Consider the following 23,518-nt stretch of genomic DNA (forward strand, 5'->3'; position numbering starts at 1 on the left):
CTTATTTTTTAAAGTAATTTAATCCTAATACTTCTAAGCCTGGTAAAGTAATAAAGTTATATGGCTTATTAAAATGTGGCAAGAAGAAAATATCAATTAATGGTAGTTCATCAATTGTAACTCCCTTCATAATTGCTAATGAAAACATATACATAACTTCGGTATGATTAGCCTCTGAAGCTATTTGTGCACCAATAATTTTTCTTGTTTTTTTGTCTCAAAGAATTTTAATTAAAACTTCTTGATATGTATCCATAAATTCTGGACGATCATTATCAGTAAATGTAATTTGATCGTAATCAAATCCTAAATCTTTTGCCACCGTTTCTGTCATTCCTGTTGAAGCTAGCGCTCAACCAAAAACATTAATTGCATTTGAACCTTGGAATCCTGGTGATGCTAAACCTGCTGGTTTTAAAGCATTAACAGCTGCAATAACTCCTGTTCGGACAGCATTTGTTGCTAAAGCAATATATGCTGGCTGTTTCTTAGCATTATCATAAACTTCAACACAATCACCAATTGCAAAAATATTTGGGTCTGATGTTTGCATATATTGATCAACTTTAATGGCTGCATTTTTGTCTAAATCAATAACACCATTTAAAATTTCTGTTGCAGGTTTAAAACCAACTGACCAAATTACTAAATCAGCATCATATGAACCTTTATCTGTTACTACTTTTTTTACTTTATTATTTTTACCCTTAAATTTAATAACTTTTTCGCCACCACGTAAATTAACAACCGCTTTACGCATTGCTCCTTCAACTTTATCAGTAAAAGGTTTATCGTAATAACGTGGCATAATGCGATCTGAAATATCAACTAAAGTAACATTTTTTCCTTTTTGATGAAAAGCATCAACTAATTCAACGCCAATGTATCCTGCCCCACATACAACAACATTTTGAATATTTTTGTCATCATTTGCTTTTTTTACTAATTCCCCATGTTGAAATCATTTAACAATATGAACACCTTCCTGCTTAATTCCTTCAATTGGTGGAATAATTGGTCAAGAACCAATCGCTAAAATCAATTTATCATAATTATCATCAAATTCATTTCCTGATTTTAGATCTTTTACACGAATTTTTTGATTTTTATTATCAATTGATAATACTTCATGCTCCATGTTTACTTTAATACATTCATTTTTTAATACTTCTGGTGAAGCATAAAATAAACCGTTTGGATCTTTTACCTCTCCTGAAACTCATAGTGCAATTCCGCATCCTAAAAATGAGATATTGTTGTTTTTATCATAAGTAACAATTTCTGCTTTCGGATCTAATCGTCTTAAGGTTCTAACAGCAGTTGTACCTGCATGGTTAGTTCCAACTACAATAATCTTCATGTTATATTCTCCTTTTCTATTCTTAGTAGTATTAATAGTTCTTTCGATATAACTAAATGTGCCAATAGTTATTTTGTTATGGCATTTATTCCTGAAAATTAAATCATACCGTAATGCTATTATATACCTGTCATAAAAAAGAAAAAAGAAAAATCATAATTAAAAACAGAAAAAAATTGCAAAAAATATAAAATTTTAAAAAAATTTTAAACTTTTTACAATTAAACTAACCATTATTTTTCAAAATGTTTTAAAAATCAACGGCCTTCAACAGATAACAAGCGTTGTGTTTGCTCATTAAGCAATGTTTTTTCTAGTTCTTTATCAATACGGTAAATTCGTGCATCTAAATTATCTAAAAATGATAAGATTTCTGCTTCTAATAAGTGTGGTTCAACAGGTGAACCATATTCCAATCGACCATGGCTAGATAAAATCATATGTTCTAATAAAACAATTTTTGCTGAATTTAAATTATTACTTTGGGCAAGATGATTTAATTCATTTGCCATAATTGAAATATGACCAAGTAATTTTCCTTCAAATGAAAAATCATTCGTAGCACCACTTGTAATTTCAATAACTTTTCCTAAATCATGTAAAATAACACCACAATATAATAGTTCCGCATCAATTAAACGATCATGATAAACATTGACAACATTTTTTGCCATTTGCAGCATAGTTAAACTATGCCAAATTAAACCTGATTTAATTTCATGATGATTACGAATAGCAGCTGGTCAAATTTTAAATTGCTCACCATATTTTGCTAAAATTAAAGTCATAATTTCACGATATTCAGTTGTTTTCATTTTTTTTACTGTTATAATAATTTCATCATACATTGCATCTGCTGGAAGCGGCGCAACTTCAATAAAATCATCTAGATTAATACTGGCATTATCAACAATATTATAACTATTAATTTTTGCTTGTAAAACTTTTCGATACTCAATAATATTAATATTTACTTTGTAACAATTACCTTTAATTCAACTTTCAATGTCAGCAGGACGAGCATCTCATAACCTTGCTTCAATTGTTCCAGTACGATCTTTCAAGGTTATTGATAAATAAGTGCTGCCATTAGATGCTGTCCCTTGGGTCACCTTATCAGCAATTACGATTAATTCTACATTATTAACTTCTTTTGTTAAATCTTTAATATTCATTTTTCCCCTCCTAGAAATAAAAAAGTGAGTAATGACTTTTTATCTTATAATAAAAGCCCTGGATTTGATAATAAATATGCAACATAATGGATAAATTTACTTGCTTCAGTAATATCAATTACAGCTTCATTATACCCCAATGTAATTACCATAATATCACGAATTGCAATATCATTTTTTTCAACCACAACAGGTTTTTTAAAAATAATACCCATTGCAATTGCGGCAACATTATCATCTGGAATTGTAAATGTTCCCCGTGTTATTCCATATTCACCATAATTTATAATTGAGAATGAGGCATCTTGACAGTCTTTTTCTTTTAATTCATTATTAATACTTTTACTTATTAATTTTGTTACCTTTGAAGCAATTTCTTTAATTGAAACATTTTTTAAATTATATAAAACAGGCATTTTTACTGCAGTATCACTATCTACACTAAAAGCAATATTATAAAATCATTTTAATAAAATTTTATTTTTCTGACTAATAAAGGATGCATTTAAAACAGGGGTTTTTTTTAATCCATCATAGACTGCTTTAACATAAAAAGGCAATAATGTTAATTCAATATCATTTTGTGAATATGCTTCACGCATAATTGACAATAAACTAACTAACTCACTAACATCAACTTCAACATCAATAAAACAATGGACAATATTTTTTTTACTTTCCATAATTTCTTTTGCACGAATAATTGCTTCTTGATTTAATTTTACCTTGTCAACTTGCAAAGTTTGTGGATTTTCTTTTATTTTATGTTCTGAAGAAACGGAATGTTCCCTTGACGTTGCATCTTCTGACTTATGCTTTTTAAGATTAGAGGAAACAGACGAATGAACCGTCGAATGTGACTTTGAATGTTCACCATGATGTCCCTTCGGCTTATCCTCTACTGGCTTATGCTTTTCATAATGCGACGAAGCAGACGAATGAACCGTCGAATGTGACTTTGAATGTTGACTATGATGCTCCTTCGGCTTATTTTCCACTAATTTATCTTGCTCTAAATTTATAATAGGTTCCATTTTTGAATCATCAACATTATTTATACTTTGAGCAAAATTACTTTTTAATTCTTCTTTTGTATAATTTTCTTGTTTGTATTCTTCTCTATCAAAGGGTTGATGATGTAAGGGGTCTAGTTTTTTATCATCAACTTGTTTTCTCACAGCCATTTCTGCTGTAAATGCTAAATCACGTTCTAAATTTTCAAGTTCTTCAATAACTTCTTCTTCAATTGTTATTGTTGCTAAATCATCTTTAACAATTGCCAAATCTTCTTTTAAATCACCCAAATCTTTTTGCAATGTTTCAATATTTTCTTCACTAGGAATATTCTCAAGAACATTTTCAACTTTATCTTTAAACGGAAATGTCTTTGAATCATTATTCTGGCTAAAAAATGGGGTTGAATCTTGTTCTATATTTTCTTCTGATAAATCAATTTCAATTGAATCTTCAAAATCATCTTGTGGATTTTCACCAGCTACTTCACGTGCTAGTAATGTTTCAATTAATTCTTCGCGAAAAATTTCTGTTTCTGATTTTTTAACATCAATTGGTGACCGATTTTGTACATTATATTTTCCAGAACCATTAAAATAAATATTATTATAGGGTTGCTCAAAATTATTGCCATGTTCATTAAGGGTTGCCTCAAATGGTAATAAATCTAATAAAACATCACCACTATTAATAACTTTATTTTCATAAACAATAAGATTTAACACTTCACCAGTAATTGGCGCTTTAATTTCATAAACTTTATTTTGTGTAATAATGTTAGCAAGTTTATCCCCCTTTTGGACAACTTGTTTATTTGTAACAAAAATTTTATCAACAATTCCTTTGCAATTATCATCTGCTTCAAAAATAATTTTTGCCATACCCAACCCCCCGTATTTTCTAACTATATATTAGCATAACTTTTATTCTTTTAAATAATTAGTTTCTAATTCTTGGTACATTGCTTCCATTTTTCTTTTTGCTTCTTCATTTGTTTTATCAACACAAACAAAATAGAATTTTATTTTTGGTTCTGTTCCACTTGCACGAACTGCAAATCAACTACCATCTGCAAAATAAAACTTTAGTAAGTCTTGGCCTGGCATTTCATATAAACCATGCAAATAATCTTCTTTTTTAATACATTTAATTTTATCTAAACTAGTAATTGTTTCTTGTCGTAATTTTTTTAACATATTATTAATAATTTTTTTGCCATCAATTCCATCACGAACTAAATTAACTGTTTTACAATAAAAATAACCAAATTTATTATATTGTTCAACTAAAACATCATATAATGTTTTTCCTTGATTATGATAATACCAACAAGCTTCTGATAAGACTAATGATGATTGAATTCCATCTTTATCACGAGTTATGTCTTTTAAAACATAACCATATGCTTCTTCAAATCCAAATAAAAATTCTAGACCTTTATCTGCTGCTTTGCTCATTTGATCCCCAATTCATTTAAAACCAGTTAATGTTTTAATAACTTGAACACCATAACTTTCAGCTACTTTATCTGATAAATTTCCAGTAACAAAAGTATTATACATAACCCCATTTTTAGGTAATGTTTTTTGACGTTGATAATGGGAAAATAAATACTCAATTAATACCGGAGCTGTTTCATTTCCAGTCATTAAATAATACTCATTATCTTTAATTTTAACACCAATTCCTAAACGATCAGCATCAGGGTCATTTAAAATAATGACGTCAGCATTAATTTTTTTCGCATATTTTAATGCTAAATCATAACATTCTGTTAATTCTGGATTCGGATTAGGGGCAAAAGTAAAATTAGGATCATTATCAAATTGCTCTTCTACAATCGTAACATCATAGCCACATTCTTTTAAAATTCGTGGAGTTCATTCTTTACTTGTTCCATGCAAATTAGAAAAAACAATCTTAATATTACGTTTTTGATTTGGATAAAAATGCATTGCTTTAACATCGCTGACATAATTATCCTCGACTTCTTTTGCAACATATGTAATTAAAGTTGAATCTGGATTTAAAGTTAAAGTAAAAACTTCTTCTTTAATTTTTAAGTAATTTTCACCAATGACATCAGTTGCGACTGGCAAAAACTGTGAACCATTATGATCATAAATTTTATAACCATTATATTCACGCGAATTATGACTTGCTGTAATAATAACACCCGCTACCGCTTTTATTTTCCGAATGGTATAAGAAACCATTGGAGTTGGGCGAAGGTCATTATTAGTAAATAAAATTGCTTTAATATTATTACTAGCAAAAATATTTGCTACTTCTTGTGCAAATTCAGCTGAAAAATGACGGTTATCATGCCCAATTACAATTCCTTTTGATTTTAAATCTGTCGCAGAATAAATTGTTTTTAAATATTGCATAAAAGCTAATGTTGCTCTTCGAATTGTATATAAATTCATTTTTCCGGTTCCTGGACCTAATAATCCTCGCAATCCAGCAGTTCCAAATTCTAAATCATCTGAAAAAGCAGCAATTAAATCTGCTTCAGACATTTGTTGAAATTCAGTGGCTAATGTTGGATCTAAATTTTTAGCATCTTTCCATAATTTTAAATTATCTAAATATGACATCTTAATTCTCCTCTTTTTTTAACAAGCAACAAAGTTTTTGGTTTTAACCAAAATACATTCTTGTTTGCTACAACCAATAATTTTCACCTTATATAGTAAATTTTTCTATTTTGATTTTATCTATTTTATTGTCTTCATATTATTTAATGAGGATATTTTCTAGATAGAATTTTATAGATACTTAAATTAGTACTTATTACTATTGAAACAATAATTAAATACCAACTATAATTCAATATTATTTTCTTTTTTTGATTAAAACAATCTTTACAAAGATTTTTAATTTGTTCATTTCCTATTAACAATTTCATTAAGTGTAATTCTTCATTTTCAACATTTCATTGTATTTATTACAAATTTTCACATCTTTTTGTCACCTTCTTTATTTTTTATATACATTATAAATTATACTTTTATTTTTAAAAATTTAGCAATAAATTTAATTATATTAAATATAAAATTACAATTAATAAAAATTTATTGATAATTTTGCATTAAAAATGATCTTCATCATGAAGACCATATTAAATTGGTAATTCAAAATCATAAATTTTTCCTTCAATAATATAAATTAATGTTTCAGCAATATTAATGATATGTGTTCCAGCCCGTTCAATTGAACGTAATTGTTGCATTGTTAAAGTAATAACTTTAATTTCTTCTTTTGATTTTGCTTCACGAATTTTTTCAATTAAAGCATCATTTTCAACTTTATAAATCTTGTCTAATTCAGTATCATATTTTAAAATATTATATGCTGACTCAATTCGTTCTTCCTCAAAAATATTTGACACTTCTGTTAACATTTCAATGACTTTTGCAACTAATTTTTTTAAAAAATTAATTAACTTTGTTGAAGGTTTATATTTGATATAATAACGACAAATACTTTTTGCATAATCTGCAATACGTTCAACTTCCTTAACAATCAAAATGAAACCAACTATTCGTCGTAAATCTTTTGCAACCATTTGTTGTTTTGCAATTTTTCATAGTGAAACTTCAATGAAAGCCTCTTGCATTTTATTAATTGTTTCATCAGCGGAAATAACACTTTGAGCAAGCTCAACATCATTTGTTTCTAAACATTTAACCATATCATCATATTGATTTTTTGTCATTGCAATCATATCAATAATCATTTGTTTTGTTTGTGCTAAATCATTTTCAATTTTTATGCTCATATTTTGTCCCCCTCCTTTCGTTATTCAAAACGCCCAGTAATATAATCTTCTGTTTTTTTATTAGCCGGGCGAGAGAAAATAATCTTAGTTTTATTATATTCAATTAATTTCCCTTTTGCAAAAAAAGCAGTATAATCAGCAACTCGTGCGGCTTGTTGCATATGGTGGGTTACTAAAAAAATTGTAAAATCTTTTTTTAGTTGGGTAATTAATTCCTCAATTTTTGATGTTGAAATTGGATCTAATGCACTGGTTGGTTCATCCATTAACAAAATTTTAGGTTTCATCGCAATTGCCCGGGCAATACATAAACGTTGTTGTTGTCCCCCCGATAATGCAAAAGCAGAATCTCGTAAATTATCTTTTACTTCATCTCATAATGCTGCTCGTTTTAAACTTTCAACAACAATACTATTAACTAATTTTCGATCACGAACTCCTTGATTCCGTGGTCCATAAGCAACATTATCATAAATTGACATTGGAAATGGTGAAGGTTTTTGAAATACCATCCCAATGTCTGTTCGTAATTTAACAATATCTGTTTCAGGACTATAAATATTCTTCCCATTAATTAAAATTTCACCTTTAAAAATTGACTTTGGCTCAACATCATTCATTCGATTAAATAAACGCAATAATGTTGATTTTCCTGATCCTGAGGAACCAATAAAAGCAGTAACAGTATGTTCTTTAATTTTCATTGAAATATTAAAAAGAGCCTGCTTGTTTCCTTTGTAAAAAAAGTCAACATTTTTTACTTTAATTAAATCTGGATTATTATCTGATGAATCAAATGTTGGATTCTTAATAATTACTTTTGGATCCATTATTTTTCCCCCTTCTTCTTCTTCTTCTTCTTCTTCGTCTTATTTTCTTCATGGCGTTGTTTTTTCTTTGGTACAAATTTTTTTCAAAAATTATTAAAACTTTGTTTTTGATGAAGATAATTTTCTTTTGAAAAGAAAAATTTCAAGTTATTAATTCGATTTTTTCACTTCGCTCTAAATCCAATATTAACATAATTTGGTGCAAATTTCTTCCCTAAAATATGGGCCAAACTATTTGATAACCAAATTAAAACCATAATCGCAAAAGCTAATTCAAACATAATTCGCATTGCTCCTGCTGTTGCTCCTTCTTTTGAGAGCATTAGAATTTGTGTTGTCATACTTGCCCCTGGTGACATAAATCCAGCAATTGGTAACCGTGCCGCGGTTCCTAATGTTAAATAAACTGGCGCTGATTCACCAATAACACGTCCAATTGATAAAATAATGGCAGTAATAATACCTGGCATCGCATTTGGTAAAACAACTTTGAGCGTTGTTGATGTTTTGTTAGCTCCTAATGCTAATGAGGAATGTCGCAATGAGTTTTCAACACCTGATAAAGCATCCTCAATACTACGAATCATAATTGGTAAAATAACAATTGTTAAGGTTAAACCAGAGCTTAAAATGGATAATGGTAAACGACAAACACCAATAAAGAAAGCTAATCCAAAAGTTCCATAAATAATACTTGGTGTTGATGATAAAACATCAATTGCAAAACGCACCACTTTTGCAAAAATGCTATTTGGACGGGCATATTCATTTAAATAAATGGCAACCATTAATGATAATGGTATCGCAAAAATTATTGAACAAATAACTAATAACAGAGTAACTAAAAATGTTGAAAGAATTCCTGCTCCGCCATCAAAGGTTGATGTTGAAATTAGATCACTTCATACCATTCCAAATAATCCTTTTCAAATAATTGTAGTTAAAATAACTAATGTAAATGATACAACAATTACAGTTGAAGAGATTAAAAAGAACATTCCGATTCCATCTTTAAACTTTTTCAAACCCATTTTTTTTTCAATATGTTCATAAAATAACTTATTAATTTTATTAGCATTATATGATTTACTTAATCGTAAACCTTTTGTTGTTTTACGAGCATGATAGTTTAGTTTTCGATTATGAAATGCTTGTGATGAAATAATAAAAATATTAATAATACAGACGATAATAAATAATACTAGTCCAATTGCATATAATGCTGATTCATGCATTGGCCCTGAATTTTCCAACATTTCTAATCCAATTGTTGATGCTAAAGTTGCTATTGATAAAAAAATAAAATTAATAAAACCATTTCCAAGTTTTAAACCATCTGGTGCGTTTCCAGCAATCATCATCACCGCCATTGTTTCTCCAATAATCCGTGCAACTCCCATCATAATAGCAGTAATAATTTTAAATCAAGCTGAACGTAAAACAATACGATAAGTTGTATGGGTTTTACTTAATCCTAATGCTAATGAACCAAATCGATATGAATCAGGAACATTTTCTAAAGCATTGATTGATAATGAAATCATAATTGGTAAACCCATAAAAGCTAAAGTAATTGATGTTACTAATAAGTTTGAGGTTGAAGGAGCGCCCATTAACATGAAAAGCGGTCCTAAAATTGCTAAAGCAAATAATCCAAAAACAACAGATGGAATTCCAGCTAGCAATTGGATAATACCAATCACTTTACGTTTAATCCTTGGACTTAAATATTCTGAAATATATAATGATGAAAAAATAGTTAACGGAATTGCAAATAGTAAAGCAATTAATAAGACAAAAAATGTTGCAATAATAATTCGTCAAATACCAAATTGACTATTATTAGCATTTCAAGTATTACCTGATAAAAAGCCTCAAAAACCACCAGGATAATGCTGGAAGAAATAAATTGATTTATAAATGATAAAACCAACTAGAGTTAATAAAATTAAAATTGTTAAAATCGCAAAACAATAAATAATAATTTTTGAAGTAAAATCAATAATTTGTTTTCGTCCGCGAAAATTATTTGTAAAACGAATTTTTCATAATGTTATTTTTTGGGAAAACGGTTGTTTTTCTTTCGTGACTTCTTTCTTGGACATAGTTAATTCTCCATTCCGTTATATTCATATTCATAATATGCTTGATATTTTTCGGGAAACTTTTTCACAATAATATCTCAAATACTTTGATAATCTGATTTAAAATTTCAAGCTACTTTTTCACTATCAGTTGTTCTTCCACTTTTTGCAAAAGTTGTATTATTATTATACTTTCGGAATAAAAAGTCATCAATTGATAATGGTTCTTCGCCTTCTTCCATATATCAATATGCAGGATCATGTGGACTTAACTTAAAATTTCGATCATAATAAGGATTATCTTTCCCATTTCGTAGTTTTGGTTTTGTTTTTGAATATGGTAATGGATCTAACATTCATGCAATAAAAGGTAAGGCATTATTGAATTGTTTTCCTTGATAATTAATAATTCCAGTAAAGGGTCTTGTTAAAGAATAAGCTGGATTAAATTCATAATTATTATCAATAACTTTATATGGTAATTCTGGTTCTGTACTTCCTTTACTAATAACACTAGCAATTGCTTTTGGCCCTAAATCTTCATTGCTAATAATTCTTTTAATATATGAAAAAGAAATATAACCAATTGACCCAGGAGTAGTTGAAATTGCTTGATACATTGAGCCATTTGATGAAGCTACTTGATTTGTTTCATATTTTTTGCTTTTAATTACTGCTGATTCAAAAAAATCTCTTGTCCCACTTCCAGACTCACGTGTTAAAGTATAAAATTTATTGCTACCACTACTACAAACTAATTGCGAACCAAAAGCTTGTTGTCAAGTAAAATTTGGATCAGTATAAATCTTACGAATTAATTCAGTTCCTTCTCCACCAAAAAAACTTTGAAATTGTAACGAATCTTGGTGTGGTTTAATTTGACAACCATTTGGTAAATGATATACCAAGATAATATAATCACGGGCAAAAACAAAACGACCAGTATGATAATCTGCTCATAGTTGTTGAACATTAGAGCGGTTATCCCCTGGTTTAGGTGTTGAATTAACATCTTTTGATAAAAAACCAAAAGAATAACTACCATTTTTTACACCAACTAAGGCAGCAGCACTTCCTAATGAATTATATAAAATATCTTCTTTGTTATCACGTTTATATTGTTCCGTAATATTTGCCATTACTTGGGTAACTGATGTACTCCCTCCAGCAACAATTACATTACTCGCCGATGCAATTGTTCAAATAATAATTGATATTACTAATACCAAAGCAGAGCCAACTAAAGTAAACATTTTATGATGGCTAATCTCTCCTACTACACTCTTAAGAAAATGTTTTTTTTCTTTCTTTTCCTTAACAGCCTTAGTAGATTCGTTTGGCTTCATTCGTTAAGTTTCCTCCCCTTTATATGGTTTTATTTCTTTAAAACTTATTTATACTAATTGTATCAAAAAAATAAAAAATCATAAATAATTTATGCTTTTTTATTTTCAAGTTTATTCTCAAATTCTTTAATCATTTCAGCAGCTTGTTGTAATTTAATTCCAACAATTTTTGTAACTCCTTTTTGTTGCATTGTTGCCCCATATAATAAATCACAATGTTCCATTGTTCCAACGCGATGGGTAACAACAATAAATTGAGTGGTATCAACAAAACTACGAATATACTTAGCAAATCGCTCAACATTTGCTGGGTCTAATGGTGCTTCTGCTTCATCTAAAATTACTAATGGAATTGGTCGGACTTTTAAAATCGCAAAAAGAACTGATAAAGCAACCAATGATTTTTCTCCTCCAGATAATAAATTTAAATTAGTAATATTTTTCCCTGGTGGTGATACTTTAATATCAACTCCTGTTTCTAATAAATTTTCTGGTTCAGTATAAATAATTCTTGCTGAACCACCCCCAAATAATACTTCAAAAGTTGAAGGTAAATTCTCATTTACTTCTTTAATTGTTTTATCAAACTGTTCTTTCATAATACTATCCATTTCATCAATTGACTTTAACAAGTTTTTAACCGAATCATTTGCATCGTTATATTCATTATTCATAAATTGAAAACGATCATTTTCCTCTTTATATTCTTCAATTGCTTCTAAATTAACATTGCCAATTTGAGATAAGTCACTTCGTAACTGTTTAATTTCATCACGAATTAAATCTTCATTATCAATTACCTTTAATTCCAATGTCTTAGCATGGTCATATGTCATTTGATATTCTTCTGTTAGTCTTGTTAGATTTTGCTGAATTTTAACATTAATAATCGATAAATCAGTATTCATTTTGCTAATTTGTTCTTGCAAAGCTGAAATATAATATCGTTTTTCTCCAATTTGATTATTAAGCTCATTGATTACTAATGACTGCTTATCTTTTAAACTACGGGCAACATTTAATTGTTGTTCAATTTTTGTTTTTAAAAGTTCTTTTTGTTTAATTTGATCCGTAATATTAAGCACTGCTTCATTTTCAACTATTTTTGTTTCATTAATATTTTTTGATGTTAGTAACTGATATTCATTTTGCAACTTTGTTTGGTCATACATAATAATTTCAATTTGTCGTTTCCCCGCCCCAATTGAAGCTTGATTTTCAGCAATAACTTCATTAATTTCATCTAATTGTCGTCGAAGCATATTTAATTGTTTTAAAATATGATGATATTCTTCAGTTTGCATTGCTAATTTTTCATTAAGAATTCTTAATTCTTTTTCTGGATTAACAATGGTCATCCGTGTTCGTCTAGAACCCCCTGTAACAGCTCCTTGCGGGCGAAGAATTTCGCCATCTAATGTAACAATATTATAACGATATTTTGTTAACTTTCCAATTTCTTGTGCACTATCAAAATCAGTACAAATCAAATAACGACTTAGTAAATAATCAACTGCAATTCGAAATTCTTTTTTTACTTTAACTAAATTATTTCCTAAGCCTAAATATCCTCGCACTGATTTAATTACAAATTCTTCATCACTGTTAAGATAGCGTGGCGATATTACATCTAACGGAATAAATGTTGCTCGTCCAGCACGGTTTTGTTTTAAATATAAAATTGCTCGTTTTGCACTATCAACATTTTTAACTAAAATATCTTGTAAACGCCCACTTAAAGCAGTCACAATTGCTTGCTCATATTTTTCATCAACATTAATAATATCTTGAACTAATCCCATAATTCCAGGCAAAACATTTTTATTATTAATAATATTTTTAACACCTTCATGTAAATTATCCTGATTTTCAAAATTATGTTGTGCACGTTCTAATTCACTTTCTAAACGAATAATTGTTTTATTAATTGCTCCTAATTGCTCATTTAACCCAGCTTGCTTTGTATTAAAAGTTTCACGTTGAGCACGATATTCTTGTTGCTGTGTTTCTAATGTTGCCAATTTTTCACGTTCATTTTGTAAGTTAACGGTTAATTCATTATAATCATTAACCATATTAGTAATAGTAATATCATTATTAGACATTTTTAAAGATGCTTCTTTATTATCTAATTCAATTTTATGTACTTTTAAATCACTAATTTCTGAAACTAAACTTTGAAATTCTTTAGTTAAAACATTAATTTTACTATCCAAATTAAAGTTTTCTTTGTTTAATTCATTATATTCAATTTCTTTATTTTTTAATTCTCGATCAGCATCTTGTTTTGTACTAATAATTTTTTTCTGCTGTAAGCGTGATTCTAATAATTTGTCATTAAAAAAAGTAATATCTTTTACTAAAACAGCTAATTCAATTTGATTTAATTTATCTTTTAATGTTGTATATTTGATTGCTTTTTCACTTTGTCGTTTCAAACTTGGTAATTTACGTTTGATTTCATTTAAAATATCTTTTAAACGTGCTAAATTCTCATTTGAACGGTCCAATTTTTTTAAAGCTTCTAATTTACGGCGTTTATATTTTGCAACCCCAGCAGCTTCTTCAAATAAAGCACGTCGTTCTAATGGTTTTGCTTCTGCAAAAGCATTAATATTTCCTTGTGAAATAATTGCTAATGATGACTTTGTTAAACCACTATCCATTGCAAAATCCTGAATGTCTTTTAAACGAACTCGTTGTTTATTAATAAAATATTCATTTTCACCAGTTCCTCGAAAAACGCGACGAATAATTTCGATTTCATAATAGTCCATTGAAAAAATCCGGTTTGTATTATCAAAAATTAGTTTAACTTCTGCCATATTTAATGCTGGTTTTGTTTCTGACCCATTAAAAATAACATCTTCACTATTATTTCCACGAAGTGATTTAATTGATTGTTCACCTAAGCATCAACGAATTGCATCATTAATATTTGATTTTCCGCTCCCATTTGGTCCTACAATTCCTATCATTTCATGATCAAAATTGACTGTTAATGGATCAGCAAATGATTTAAAACCAAATGCCTCTAATTTTTTTAAAAATAACACTACTCATCACTTCCTTAAATCTCAAAATTAACAACCAATTTATTCTTTAATAATTATTCTATAAAAGTTTATTATTTGCAACTAAAATTAATAAAAACATCAAAATAAAGTTTCCTAATGAAAAATGAGAGTAAAATTTATTCTTATTTTATTCTTATTTATAAGTACTTACTTTTTCTTATTTTTTTCTCTTTTTTTACTCTTTTTTTGTTCTTTTTGTGTTTTAATAAATAACTTTAATTTTTCTCATCATTGAAAACCATTATTTTGATGATCTGGTAACAATAAATTTAAGAAAATTCCAGCAAATGATGCTAGTGCAACACCCGTAAATTGTAAATTACCAGTCCCTAAATTAAAATTAAAAAACGCCCCTCCTAATCCTAACACTAACATAATTGCTGTTACAAAAACATTTTTCATATTTGTATAATCAATTTTATTATTAATTAACACTCGAATTCCGTTTGTAGCAATCAAACCAAACATAATCATACTAATCCCGCCCATTACTGGTGCTGGCAACATTTGTACTAATTGATTCACTGGAGCAATAAATGATAATCCAATTGCAAACAAGGCAACCAATCCTGTTACTCATACCGAAGCAATTCGTGTCATCCCAACTACTGAAGCATTTTCACCATATGTTGTATTTGCTGGTCCACCAACTAAACCATCAAAAATAATTGAAACTCCATCAGCAACTAATGTCCGATGCATTCCAGGGTCTTTAACAAAATTTTTTCCTGTCATTTGCACCATACTAATATGATCACCAATATGTTCAGCAATCGCAATAATTGCCAAGGGACTAATTGATAAAATAGCTGGCCCAATATTACTTGCTTTTAAATCTCAAATTTTTTTAAACAATGGATATCATTGTCATTGACTTGGGTCAGTAATTTTTGATGTATCTAAAATTTGATATTCTGTTCCAATTACGAAATGAAGAATTACACATAATAAATATCCTGCGACAACACCAATAATGACTGGAACTACCTTAGCAAATCCTTTACATTTCAAAGCGATAATTGCTGTTACTAAAAAGGTAAAAATAGCAATTCCAATCTTATTCCAATGTGAATAAGGTTGCTTTCAAGCAGTTGGATTAAAACCAGCATTATTAATTGCACTTGGGGCAATAATAATAATAATAATAATTAATGGTCCAACAATTACTGCTGGTAAAATTCGTTCTAAAAATTTATTACCAATAAAATATACTAATACTCCAAAAGTGATATAAATAACACCAACCATCATTACGGCAATAAAAACCGCATTGCCATATAAAGGGAAATACACCCCCATTGCTCCCATATATGCAAACGAACTTCCCAAATACATTGGTACTTTTGCAGCGGTAATTGCAATATAAATTAATGTTCCAACCCCCGAACAAAACAAGGCCATTGCAATGTTCATAACTTCAACTCTAGCTGTTTGATTAATAATTAATGGTACTAACAACGTAGAACCAAACATAGCAAAAACATGCTGTAATGCTAAAATTGACCATTGCAAAAATCTTTTTGGGCGATCATGCGGACCTAATAATAATTTAATATTATTTTCAATTAAAGTATTTTGTTCTTTTTCCATTATTTTTTCTCCTTCTTTTTTAAAATTGCATAAAAAAACTAGTTTGTAAATTATTACTAACTAGTAAATTGCATTATTAACATTAATTATTGTTTTATTTTGTAGAATATTAAAGATATCAAAAACAATCTTCTTTTTTTGTAAAAAAACTTCAAATTATTTAATCAAACCAATTTGCATTTTGTACCTAAACATTCCTGCAAATAATGATAACATTTTTTAATATTAATGTAAAGAATTACTAATATTTTTTTATTCCCATTCAATTGTTCCTGGTGGTTTTGATGTAATATCATAAGTAATTCGATTAATTCCATTAACTTCACTTACAATTCGAGCTGATACTTTTTCCAATAATTCAAATGGCAGCCAACTTCAATTTGCTGTCATAAAATCAGTTGTATCAACACTGCGCACAACAGCAGTATATCCATATGTTCGTACATCGCCCATTACACCAACTGACTGAACAGGTAATAAAACAACAAATGCTTGTGCAACTTGATCATATAAATTTGCCCGATATAATTCATCAATAAAAATTTGATCAGCTGCTTGTAATAAAGCTACTTTTTCTGCGGTAATTTCACCAATAATTCGGACTGCTAAACCTGGTCCTGGAAACGGATGCTTATACACAAATTTAGAATCAATGCCCAATGCTTCACCAGTTCGGCGAACTTCATCTTTAAATAATTCACGTAATGGTTCAATTAATTGAAATGGTAAATCCTTTGGTAATCCCCCAACATTATGATGCGATTTAATTGTGGCAGATGGTCCCTTCACTGAGACAGATTCAATCACATCTGGATAAATTGTTCCTTGTCCTAATCATTTAACATTTTGAATTTTTATTGCTTCTTCATTAAAAATTTCAATAAATAAATTCCCAATAATTTTTCGCTTTTCTTCTGGATTAGTAAATCCCTTTAAAGCAGTTAAAAATCTTTCTTGCGCATTAATTTTAATAATATTTAATTTAAATTTTTCTTGAAATTTTTGTAAATCATTTCATCCACTATTTTGGCGTAATAATCCGGTGTCAACAAAAATACATGTTAATTGTTTTCCAATTGCTTTATGTAATAAAACTGCACAAACACTAGAATCAACACCACCTGATAATGCTAAAACAACATTATCAGTTCCAACTTTATTCTTAATCTCAGTTGTTGCTGCTGAAATAAACTCTGTAATTTTTCATTTTGGCTGACAACCACAAATGTTAAAAACAAAATTGCTTAATAATTGTTGGCCAATTAAAGTGTGGGTTACTTCTGGATGAAATTGTAAACCATAAATTTTCTTTTCTGAATGTTTAATTGCACTAATTGAATTTTCACTATGAGCAATTTGAATAAAATTTGTTGGCATGCCTTCAATATGATCAGCATGACTCATTCACACTTGTGATTTAACAGGGATGTTCGCAAATAAATCTTCTTGATTATCAATAATTAATTCTGAAAAACCAAATTCTTGTTTTGTTGCTCGTTGTACTGTCCCTTCATGTAAATGACTTATTAATTGCATTCCATAACAAATTCCTAAAACAGGAACTTTTAATTCAAACAATTGTTTATCAATTAAAAATGCATCTTCTGCATAAACAGAAGCAGGCCCACCTGATAAAATAATTCCTTTCATTGGTGTTGTTTTAATTTTTTCTAATGCTGTATTATATGGTCATACTTCACAATATACTTCTAAGTCACGGATCCGGCGGGCAATTAATTGAGTGTATTGTGACCCAAAATCTAAAATAATAATTTTATTTGTTGTTTTCATTTATTCACCTCTCCATATGTATACATTTGGTAATTGTCGAAATTGGTCATTATAATCAAAACCATAACCAACAATAAACTCATTTGGAACAATAAATAGTGCATCATAGGGATAATTAAAATTTGGATGCATAGCAATTTTATCTGCTAAGCAAACTACTTGTAAACTATTTGGTTTTTTTGCTTGAATTTGTTCAATCACAGCCGATAAAGTTTTACCGGTATCAATCAAATCTTCAATTAATAAAACATCTTGTCCAGTAATATCTTTTGAAATATCCTTATGAATAGTAAGTTTATTTGTTGACTGAGTTCCAATGTAACTTGAAATACTCATTGTATCAATCACAATTTGAATTTTAAGTTGTTTTAACAAATCACTCATAAAAAATAATGCTCCATTTAGTAAACCAATACAATATAATGTTTTGCCTTCGTATAATTTATTTAATTTTTCCGCATAATCCTTAATTTTATTTTGAATTTTATCCTCTGGTAGATATAATTCTAATTTGTCTATTTGCACAATTGTTATTCTCCTTTACAAAATAAAAAAATAAAAGCATAAACTATCATTGCTAATGTGCGAAATAGGTTATGCAAATTATTTTTGTTAAATTTACGAAAATAAAACAAAAAAATTATGCCCTATAGTATCTTAATGACGGTAAGATGTAGAAACATTAGTCCATAATACTAACATATATCAGCATTTTATCTTTTTATCACACGTTAACTATAACTTATTCTTAAAATTAATGCAAGATAATTTATAAAACTTTAATGTGGAAACCATATACATTTAAGACCAGTTCTATCGTTAGATTAAGTATACCGATTTTTTATTAATTTTTAAATCAACTAAATTAAATCTAAAAAATGACAAAGTACATTCAAATGCATTAGTAGCAGCCAATTTATTTCAGCCAGGACGTTCGTCTCTAATATTCGTTTTTTCGTAATTAATACATTTATATAATTCATCATATAGGTAACCATATTTTTTTGTAACTATATCTTCACCATTAATATTTTTATTAACAGTTAAATTTTTTGAAAAATATATTCTTCCAGAAGATAACAAGCGTTTTATCGTAAAATGTCGATCAAATATTTTTCATCCTTTTTCACCCGTAACCAAAATCCGACTAATACTATTTTCAAGACTTTTTTAATCTCAATTATGATTAATAATTAATTTTTCTCAAACAAAATCGCCTACTGTTCGTACATCATGCCCAATTCTATATTTTAATCTTCTTTTAATTTATGGTATTTTAAAGATCAATCATTAACTTTATTTGCCATACTAGAAACCTTTTTAGTCATATCTTTAAATTCAGTAGTTGAAATTGATTGTTCTTCTAAAATATAAATTTCAGTTGGAAAATTATTTTTATTATTTCTATCCCAACTAAAATTTGTACAGCATCGTCTTTCCCTTGAATACTATCTGCATAATCAGACCCAACAGCTATAAAACTAAATCAATATTTATTAAAATCTTTTCATCAAAATTCAGTTGGATCAAAAAACTTTGCTCCTTCTATATAGTTCTTTTCGATAACTATATTTTTCCAAAGCAAATTGACGTTCTTTTCCTAAAAATAAAGAATCGTATGTTTGTGGATTATTTTCCTTTAAAATTTCAGTATCTTGATTAATGTATTTTTCAATAGTATTAAAATTATCTTCTGTTATTTGTTCTTTGGTTAATAAATATAAGTTTTCTGAATTATAATCTAAATTTTCATTTTGCATAGTAAAACTTAATGATGACACGTTTTTTAACAAAGCTTCGGATGGATTAGTTGGATCAATTAATTCTGATAAAGAAAAACTTGGTTTTTCTGTTATATAAACTCTAATTTTTTTACCCTTAGAAATTTGTGTACAACAAATTGTAATTTTATTAAATGAAGCTCTAATTCCATTTTTAACATTATTTCCTGTTAACGATAATAACGGATAAATTCAATAATCTTTTACTTCGGCTTCGGAATATATTAAATCATTGTCAATTTCCTCCTTTTCAATTCCCTTTTTGCTCATCATTTGAATCGATGAAGCAATATTCTTGTCAGTTGTTAAATCAATTGTTACTTTTACTTTTCATTTTGAAAAATCAATATCTTTAATATCATTTTTTTCTGAAATATTACATTCATTCAAAAACATTAAAATTTTTTTACCAAAATTCGACAAAAAATTTAAAAATAACATTTTTTCTCGTTCAATAGTTGGTGATGTTAAAAATTGTTTTGCATAAATTTCAGCTGTTGTTTGTTGAACTGATTTAATTTCATCAATATTAGGAATGCCTAAGTCTTCTTTTATTTCATTTCACATATCATTTCTAGTATTTCGCATAGTTTGAATTATACTACGTGGTTGTCATGTGACAATTTGCTCTTGTAACGTATTCGAATATTGATCAAAAGCATTAGGTTTGATGTCGCTAAATTTTTTTAAAAGTAGTTGTTCCATAAATTTATAATTCTGCTGGGTAACATTTTCTGGTAAAACATCTTTACCGTTTCGCATAATTCCCCCACGTTCTCAAAATGGCAAAACTACTAATTATTCATCGTATGCTGCTAAAGTAACTAATTTATTATCGATATGTTTCGTTCGTGGTAAACCTTCTTTATTAATTTTTAAAATTTCTATTGGTAAAAATTTTTGCTTTATTTTTTCATTTTTTTCTAATTTTAAACTGTTAATTGTATCTAAAGTAAATATTTTTTTATATTTTTTAGAATCAACTTGTTTATTATTGGTTAAATCTCATATACTTCTTGTTATTGTTATTTTATTTTGAAAGATAGAAACTATTTCATTTAAAGTATAAATTAAATCTTCATAAGCAATTTTTTCTTTTGTTTCTAAGGCTTGATAAATTTTAAGTCAGTCCCCATCATATTTTAATGCAAAAAAACTTGACGCATATTAATTCCTTTCTATTTAATAATTAGAATTTTCTTAATATAAGAAATATAACATTAACAGTTTTACTTTTGTTATTTTTATTTATAATTAACATTATTTTTTAACATAGCTTCATGAACAGGGCGATAAGTTTTCCCATGCAATGATGTAATTCCAAATTCTTGTAATGCTAATAAATGTTTTTTGGTTCCGTACCCTTTATTATTTTTAAAATCATATTGTGGATAATCTTGATCAAATTTGAGCATTAAATTATCTATTGTTACTTTTGCTAAAATTGAAGCTGCCGCAATTGATTGTGAAAGACTATCTCCTTTAATAATTGCTTGGTGATGATAAGATGGTCCTAACTTTTCTGCATCAGTTAAAATTATATCTGGTTTAACCATTAAATTATCAATTGCTTGTTTTATACCAATAATACTTGCTTGCTTGGGATTCAAAGTTTCAACCATTGCAACAGAAATAATCTCAATCGTATAACTAATTGCAATAGACATAATTTCATCTGCTAATTTATTTCGTTACTTTACTGTTAATTTTTTAGTATACTTAATTTCATCGTTAACATAATTTAGCGGTAAAATAACAGCGCTAACAACTAAAGGACCTGCTAAACACCCACGGCCAGCTTCATCAGTTCATGCCATAATTGTTGTATTAGGATATGAAATTAAAATCTCTTGTTCAAATTTATTCATAATTAATTGTTCCTTTTCCAGGTGGAAACTCAAAAGACATTAAACCAAAATTATTATTTCATAAATTATTTAAAAAATCAGTAACAATATTATTAACATTATATTCATCAACTTTATGAAAACGATTTTTTTGCATTACTAATAATAATTCAAAAAGTTTTTGTTCATCTGTTACATCAAAATTATCACTTGGTAAAAGATGATATTGCTTCGCTAACAAAGAAAAATAATATTTATGCATTCATTTTATTGCAGCTAAGCAAATTTCTTCTTTTGGTAAAATATCTTCTTTGATTGACCGTGTAAAAGCTAAATTCATTGCTACTTGTGGGTCATTAATTTTAGGCCATAAAATTCCCGGAGTATCAACTAAATCAATTTGATGATTTAATTTTAATCATTGTTGACCTTTTGTTACACCTGGTTTATTGCCAACTCGAGTTGAATTTCGTTTTATTAAAGCATTAATAAAAGTAGATTTTCCAACATTAGGAATACCAATTACGATTACTTTTAGTTTTGGTGATTTAATTCCTCTATTTTGATCACGTTCAATTTTACCAGCTAAAACAAAATAAATTTTTTCAATAATTAATTTTGTAATATTGCCATGCTTACTATTCAATGGTAAAACAGCAATCTGTTGCGATTTGTAATATTCAAGTCATGCCTTGATGGCAACTGGGTCCGCTAAATCTTTTTTATTTAAAATAATTAACTTTGGTTTTAAACCACGTAAGTTATCAACCAATGGATTTGAAGAGGAAAACGGAATTCGACTATCAACAATTTCAATTACTAAATCAATTAATTTACTTTGCTCATCAATTTGTTTAATTGCCTTTGCCATATGGCCAGGAAACCAATGAATATTTGTTGTCATTTTATTTTCCTCCTTTTAATCTTTTTTTAATAATTTTTATCATTTTAAATAAAAATTATTTAACATAATCTTCAACTCATTCCAATGAAATTGCGGGAATTTTCTTCCCTTTTTTAATATCTTCTAAAAATTTAGCACATAGAAGTAAATTATCGGTTGTTTCACTATCAGGTAAAGATAAATTTGTTGTCATTAATTTAATAAATTCTTTAACAATTTGTTTTACTGATGATTTTGGTTGAATTCGAACACTATATGCTGTTTCTAATTTTTTTTGATATTTTGTTAATAACAATTGGAATGCTTTAATTGCTACTATTTCTGTATTATCCTCTATTTTAAAAAGTCCTAAAATTTGTGTATTTCAATAAACATCTGGTTGAGAAAAATTAATCCCTGTAATTGGTACTGTGTCAATAAATTCAACATTATTATAACGATAAATTTTTTCACGGGTAAAAAATATTCCTCTTCCTTTTTCAAATTTTTCATTATTATCAAATATTTTTTCTAATAAAAGTTCTTTATTACTATCTGGTAAACTAATAATTAATATCTTCTTATTAGCATACTTTTTTAAAAGTTTCTTAAAATTGGCTAAACACCTATGATATTCTTTACTAGTTTGCTCTTCATGACATAATAACATTTGACAATAAATTTCTTGGCTATGATAATATTCCATTCATTTTTTTGTTTGCTCAACATCAGCTTTTTGTGTGTTTGAAAATAAAATTATTCTTTTCACATCATTTAATTTCGCATAATTTAAAAGATTAGCACCAGAATGTGCAATTCTTGCATCAACTACTTCAATAATAACATCAGCTGTTTCAGCAAGTTTATAAACCCTCTTATTATTTTTAATAAATTCTTTGGGAATTGAAAATTTCTTATCACACATAATTGTGTTTCCTCCTTGTGTTATTATTTTA

The 23,518-nt window shown here is 27.8% G+C and carries 16 protein-coding genes, 1 pseudogene and 1 riboswitch; all 17 genes and pseudogenes read right to left on the minus strand.

All coding sequences use genetic code 4. The features are described from left to right. Position 1: 1 nt before the first annotated feature. The 17 genes and pseudogenes from SDAV_RS03470 to SDAV_RS03550 all read right to left on the minus strand — a co-directional run bounded on the left by SDAV_RS03470 (position 2) and on the right by SDAV_RS03550 (position 23,487). Positions 2-1,360, minus strand: a complete 1,359-nt coding sequence (locus tag SDAV_RS03470; RefSeq protein WP_114564562.1) for an FAD-dependent oxidoreductase — start codon at positions 1,358-1,360, stop codon at positions 2-4. A 233-nt stretch (positions 1,361-1,593) separates the two neighbouring features. Next, positions 1,594-2,535: a 3'-5' exoribonuclease YhaM family protein gene (locus SDAV_RS03475; protein ID WP_114564563.1), complete on the minus strand. Its 942-nt coding sequence runs from the start codon at positions 2,533-2,535 to the stop codon at positions 1,594-1,596. Positions 2,536-2,579: 44 nt separating this feature from the next. Next, on the minus strand, positions 2,580-4,430 hold the full coding sequence (locus SDAV_RS03480; RefSeq protein ID WP_114564564.1) for a 2-oxo acid dehydrogenase subunit E2: 1,851 nt from the start codon (positions 4,428-4,430) through the stop codon (positions 2,580-2,582). 42 nt (positions 4,431-4,472) lie between these two features. Next, complete coding sequence (locus SDAV_RS03485; protein WP_114564565.1) at positions 4,473-6,149, minus strand: phospho-sugar mutase; 1,677 nt, start codon at positions 6,147-6,149, stop codon at positions 4,473-4,475. 524 nt (positions 6,150-6,673) lie between these two features. Further along, entirely contained in the window at positions 6,674-7,333 is a 660-nt protein-coding gene (gene phoU, locus SDAV_RS03490; RefSeq protein ID WP_053390556.1) for a phosphate signaling complex protein PhoU, read from the minus strand. Between the two features lie 20 nt (positions 7,334-7,353). Continuing rightward, complete coding sequence (gene pstB, locus SDAV_RS03495) at positions 7,354-8,163, minus strand: phosphate ABC transporter ATP-binding protein PstB (RefSeq protein WP_114564566.1); 810 nt, start codon at positions 8,161-8,163, stop codon at positions 7,354-7,356. Further along, on the minus strand, positions 8,163-10,268 hold the full coding sequence (gene pstA, locus SDAV_RS03500; protein WP_114564567.1) for a phosphate ABC transporter permease PstA: 2,106 nt from the start codon (positions 10,266-10,268) through the stop codon (positions 8,163-8,165). The genes pstB and pstA overlap by 1 nt, the downstream gene beginning before the upstream one ends. Before the next feature lie 2 nt (positions 10,269-10,270). After that, positions 10,271-11,593, minus strand: a complete 1,323-nt coding sequence (ptsS, locus tag SDAV_RS03505) for a phosphate ABC transporter substrate-binding protein (protein WP_114564568.1) — start codon at positions 11,591-11,593, stop codon at positions 10,271-10,273. Between the two features lie 89 nt (positions 11,594-11,682). Next, positions 11,683-14,649, minus strand: a complete 2,967-nt coding sequence (locus SDAV_RS03510) for a chromosome segregation protein SMC (RefSeq protein ID WP_114564569.1) — start codon at positions 14,647-14,649, stop codon at positions 11,683-11,685. 168 nt (positions 14,650-14,817) lie between these two features. Beyond that, a complete protein-coding gene (locus SDAV_RS03515; RefSeq protein ID WP_114564570.1) occupies positions 14,818-16,260 on the minus strand; it encodes a uracil-xanthine permease family protein in 1,443 nt (480 codons plus the stop codon). Positions 16,261-16,512: 252 nt separating this feature from the next. Beyond that, the gene (gene guaA, locus SDAV_RS03520) at positions 16,513-18,051 is read right to left on the minus strand and encodes a glutamine-hydrolyzing GMP synthase (RefSeq protein ID WP_114564571.1); all 1,539 of its coding nucleotides are present in this window, start codon (positions 18,049-18,051) and stop codon (positions 16,513-16,515) included. Further along, the gene (gene hpt / locus SDAV_RS03525; protein WP_114564572.1) at positions 18,052-18,576 is read right to left on the minus strand and encodes a hypoxanthine phosphoribosyltransferase; all 525 of its coding nucleotides are present in this window, start codon (positions 18,574-18,576) and stop codon (positions 18,052-18,054) included. A gap of 105 nt (positions 18,577-18,681) precedes the next feature. Continuing rightward, a riboswitch (purine riboswitch) is annotated at positions 18,682-18,779 on the minus strand. A gap of 91 nt (positions 18,780-18,870) precedes the next feature. Beyond that, positions 18,871-19,191: a hypothetical protein gene (locus SDAV_RS03530; RefSeq protein WP_114564573.1), complete on the minus strand. Its 321-nt coding sequence runs from the start codon at positions 19,189-19,191 to the stop codon at positions 18,871-18,873. A 356-nt stretch (positions 19,192-19,547) separates the two neighbouring features. Next, positions 19,548-20,621 (minus strand): hypothetical protein, encoded by a 1,074-nt coding sequence (locus tag SDAV_RS03535; protein WP_186823462.1) that lies wholly within the window; start codon positions 20,619-20,621, stop codon positions 19,548-19,550. Between the two features lie 455 nt (positions 20,622-21,076). Beyond that, positions 21,077-21,700: pseudogene (locus SDAV_RS03540) on the minus strand (ribonuclease HII). After that, positions 21,693-22,583, minus strand: coding sequence for a ribosome biogenesis GTPase YlqF (gene ylqF / locus SDAV_RS03545; RefSeq protein WP_114564575.1), 891 nt, complete (start codon positions 22,581-22,583; stop codon positions 21,693-21,695). The pseudogene SDAV_RS03540 and the gene ylqF overlap by 8 nt, the downstream one beginning before the upstream one ends. A gap of 55 nt (positions 22,584-22,638) precedes the next feature. After that, positions 22,639-23,487: a P-loop NTPase family protein gene (locus tag SDAV_RS03550; RefSeq protein WP_114564576.1), complete on the minus strand. Its 849-nt coding sequence runs from the start codon at positions 23,485-23,487 to the stop codon at positions 22,639-22,641. Between the last annotated feature and the right edge of the window lie 31 nt (positions 23,488-23,518).

The organism is Spiroplasma phoeniceum P40, from assembly GCF_003339775.1.
GTDB classification, from domain to species: domain Bacteria; phylum Bacillota_I; class Bacilli_A; order Mycoplasmatales; family Mycoplasmataceae; genus Spiroplasma; species Spiroplasma phoeniceum.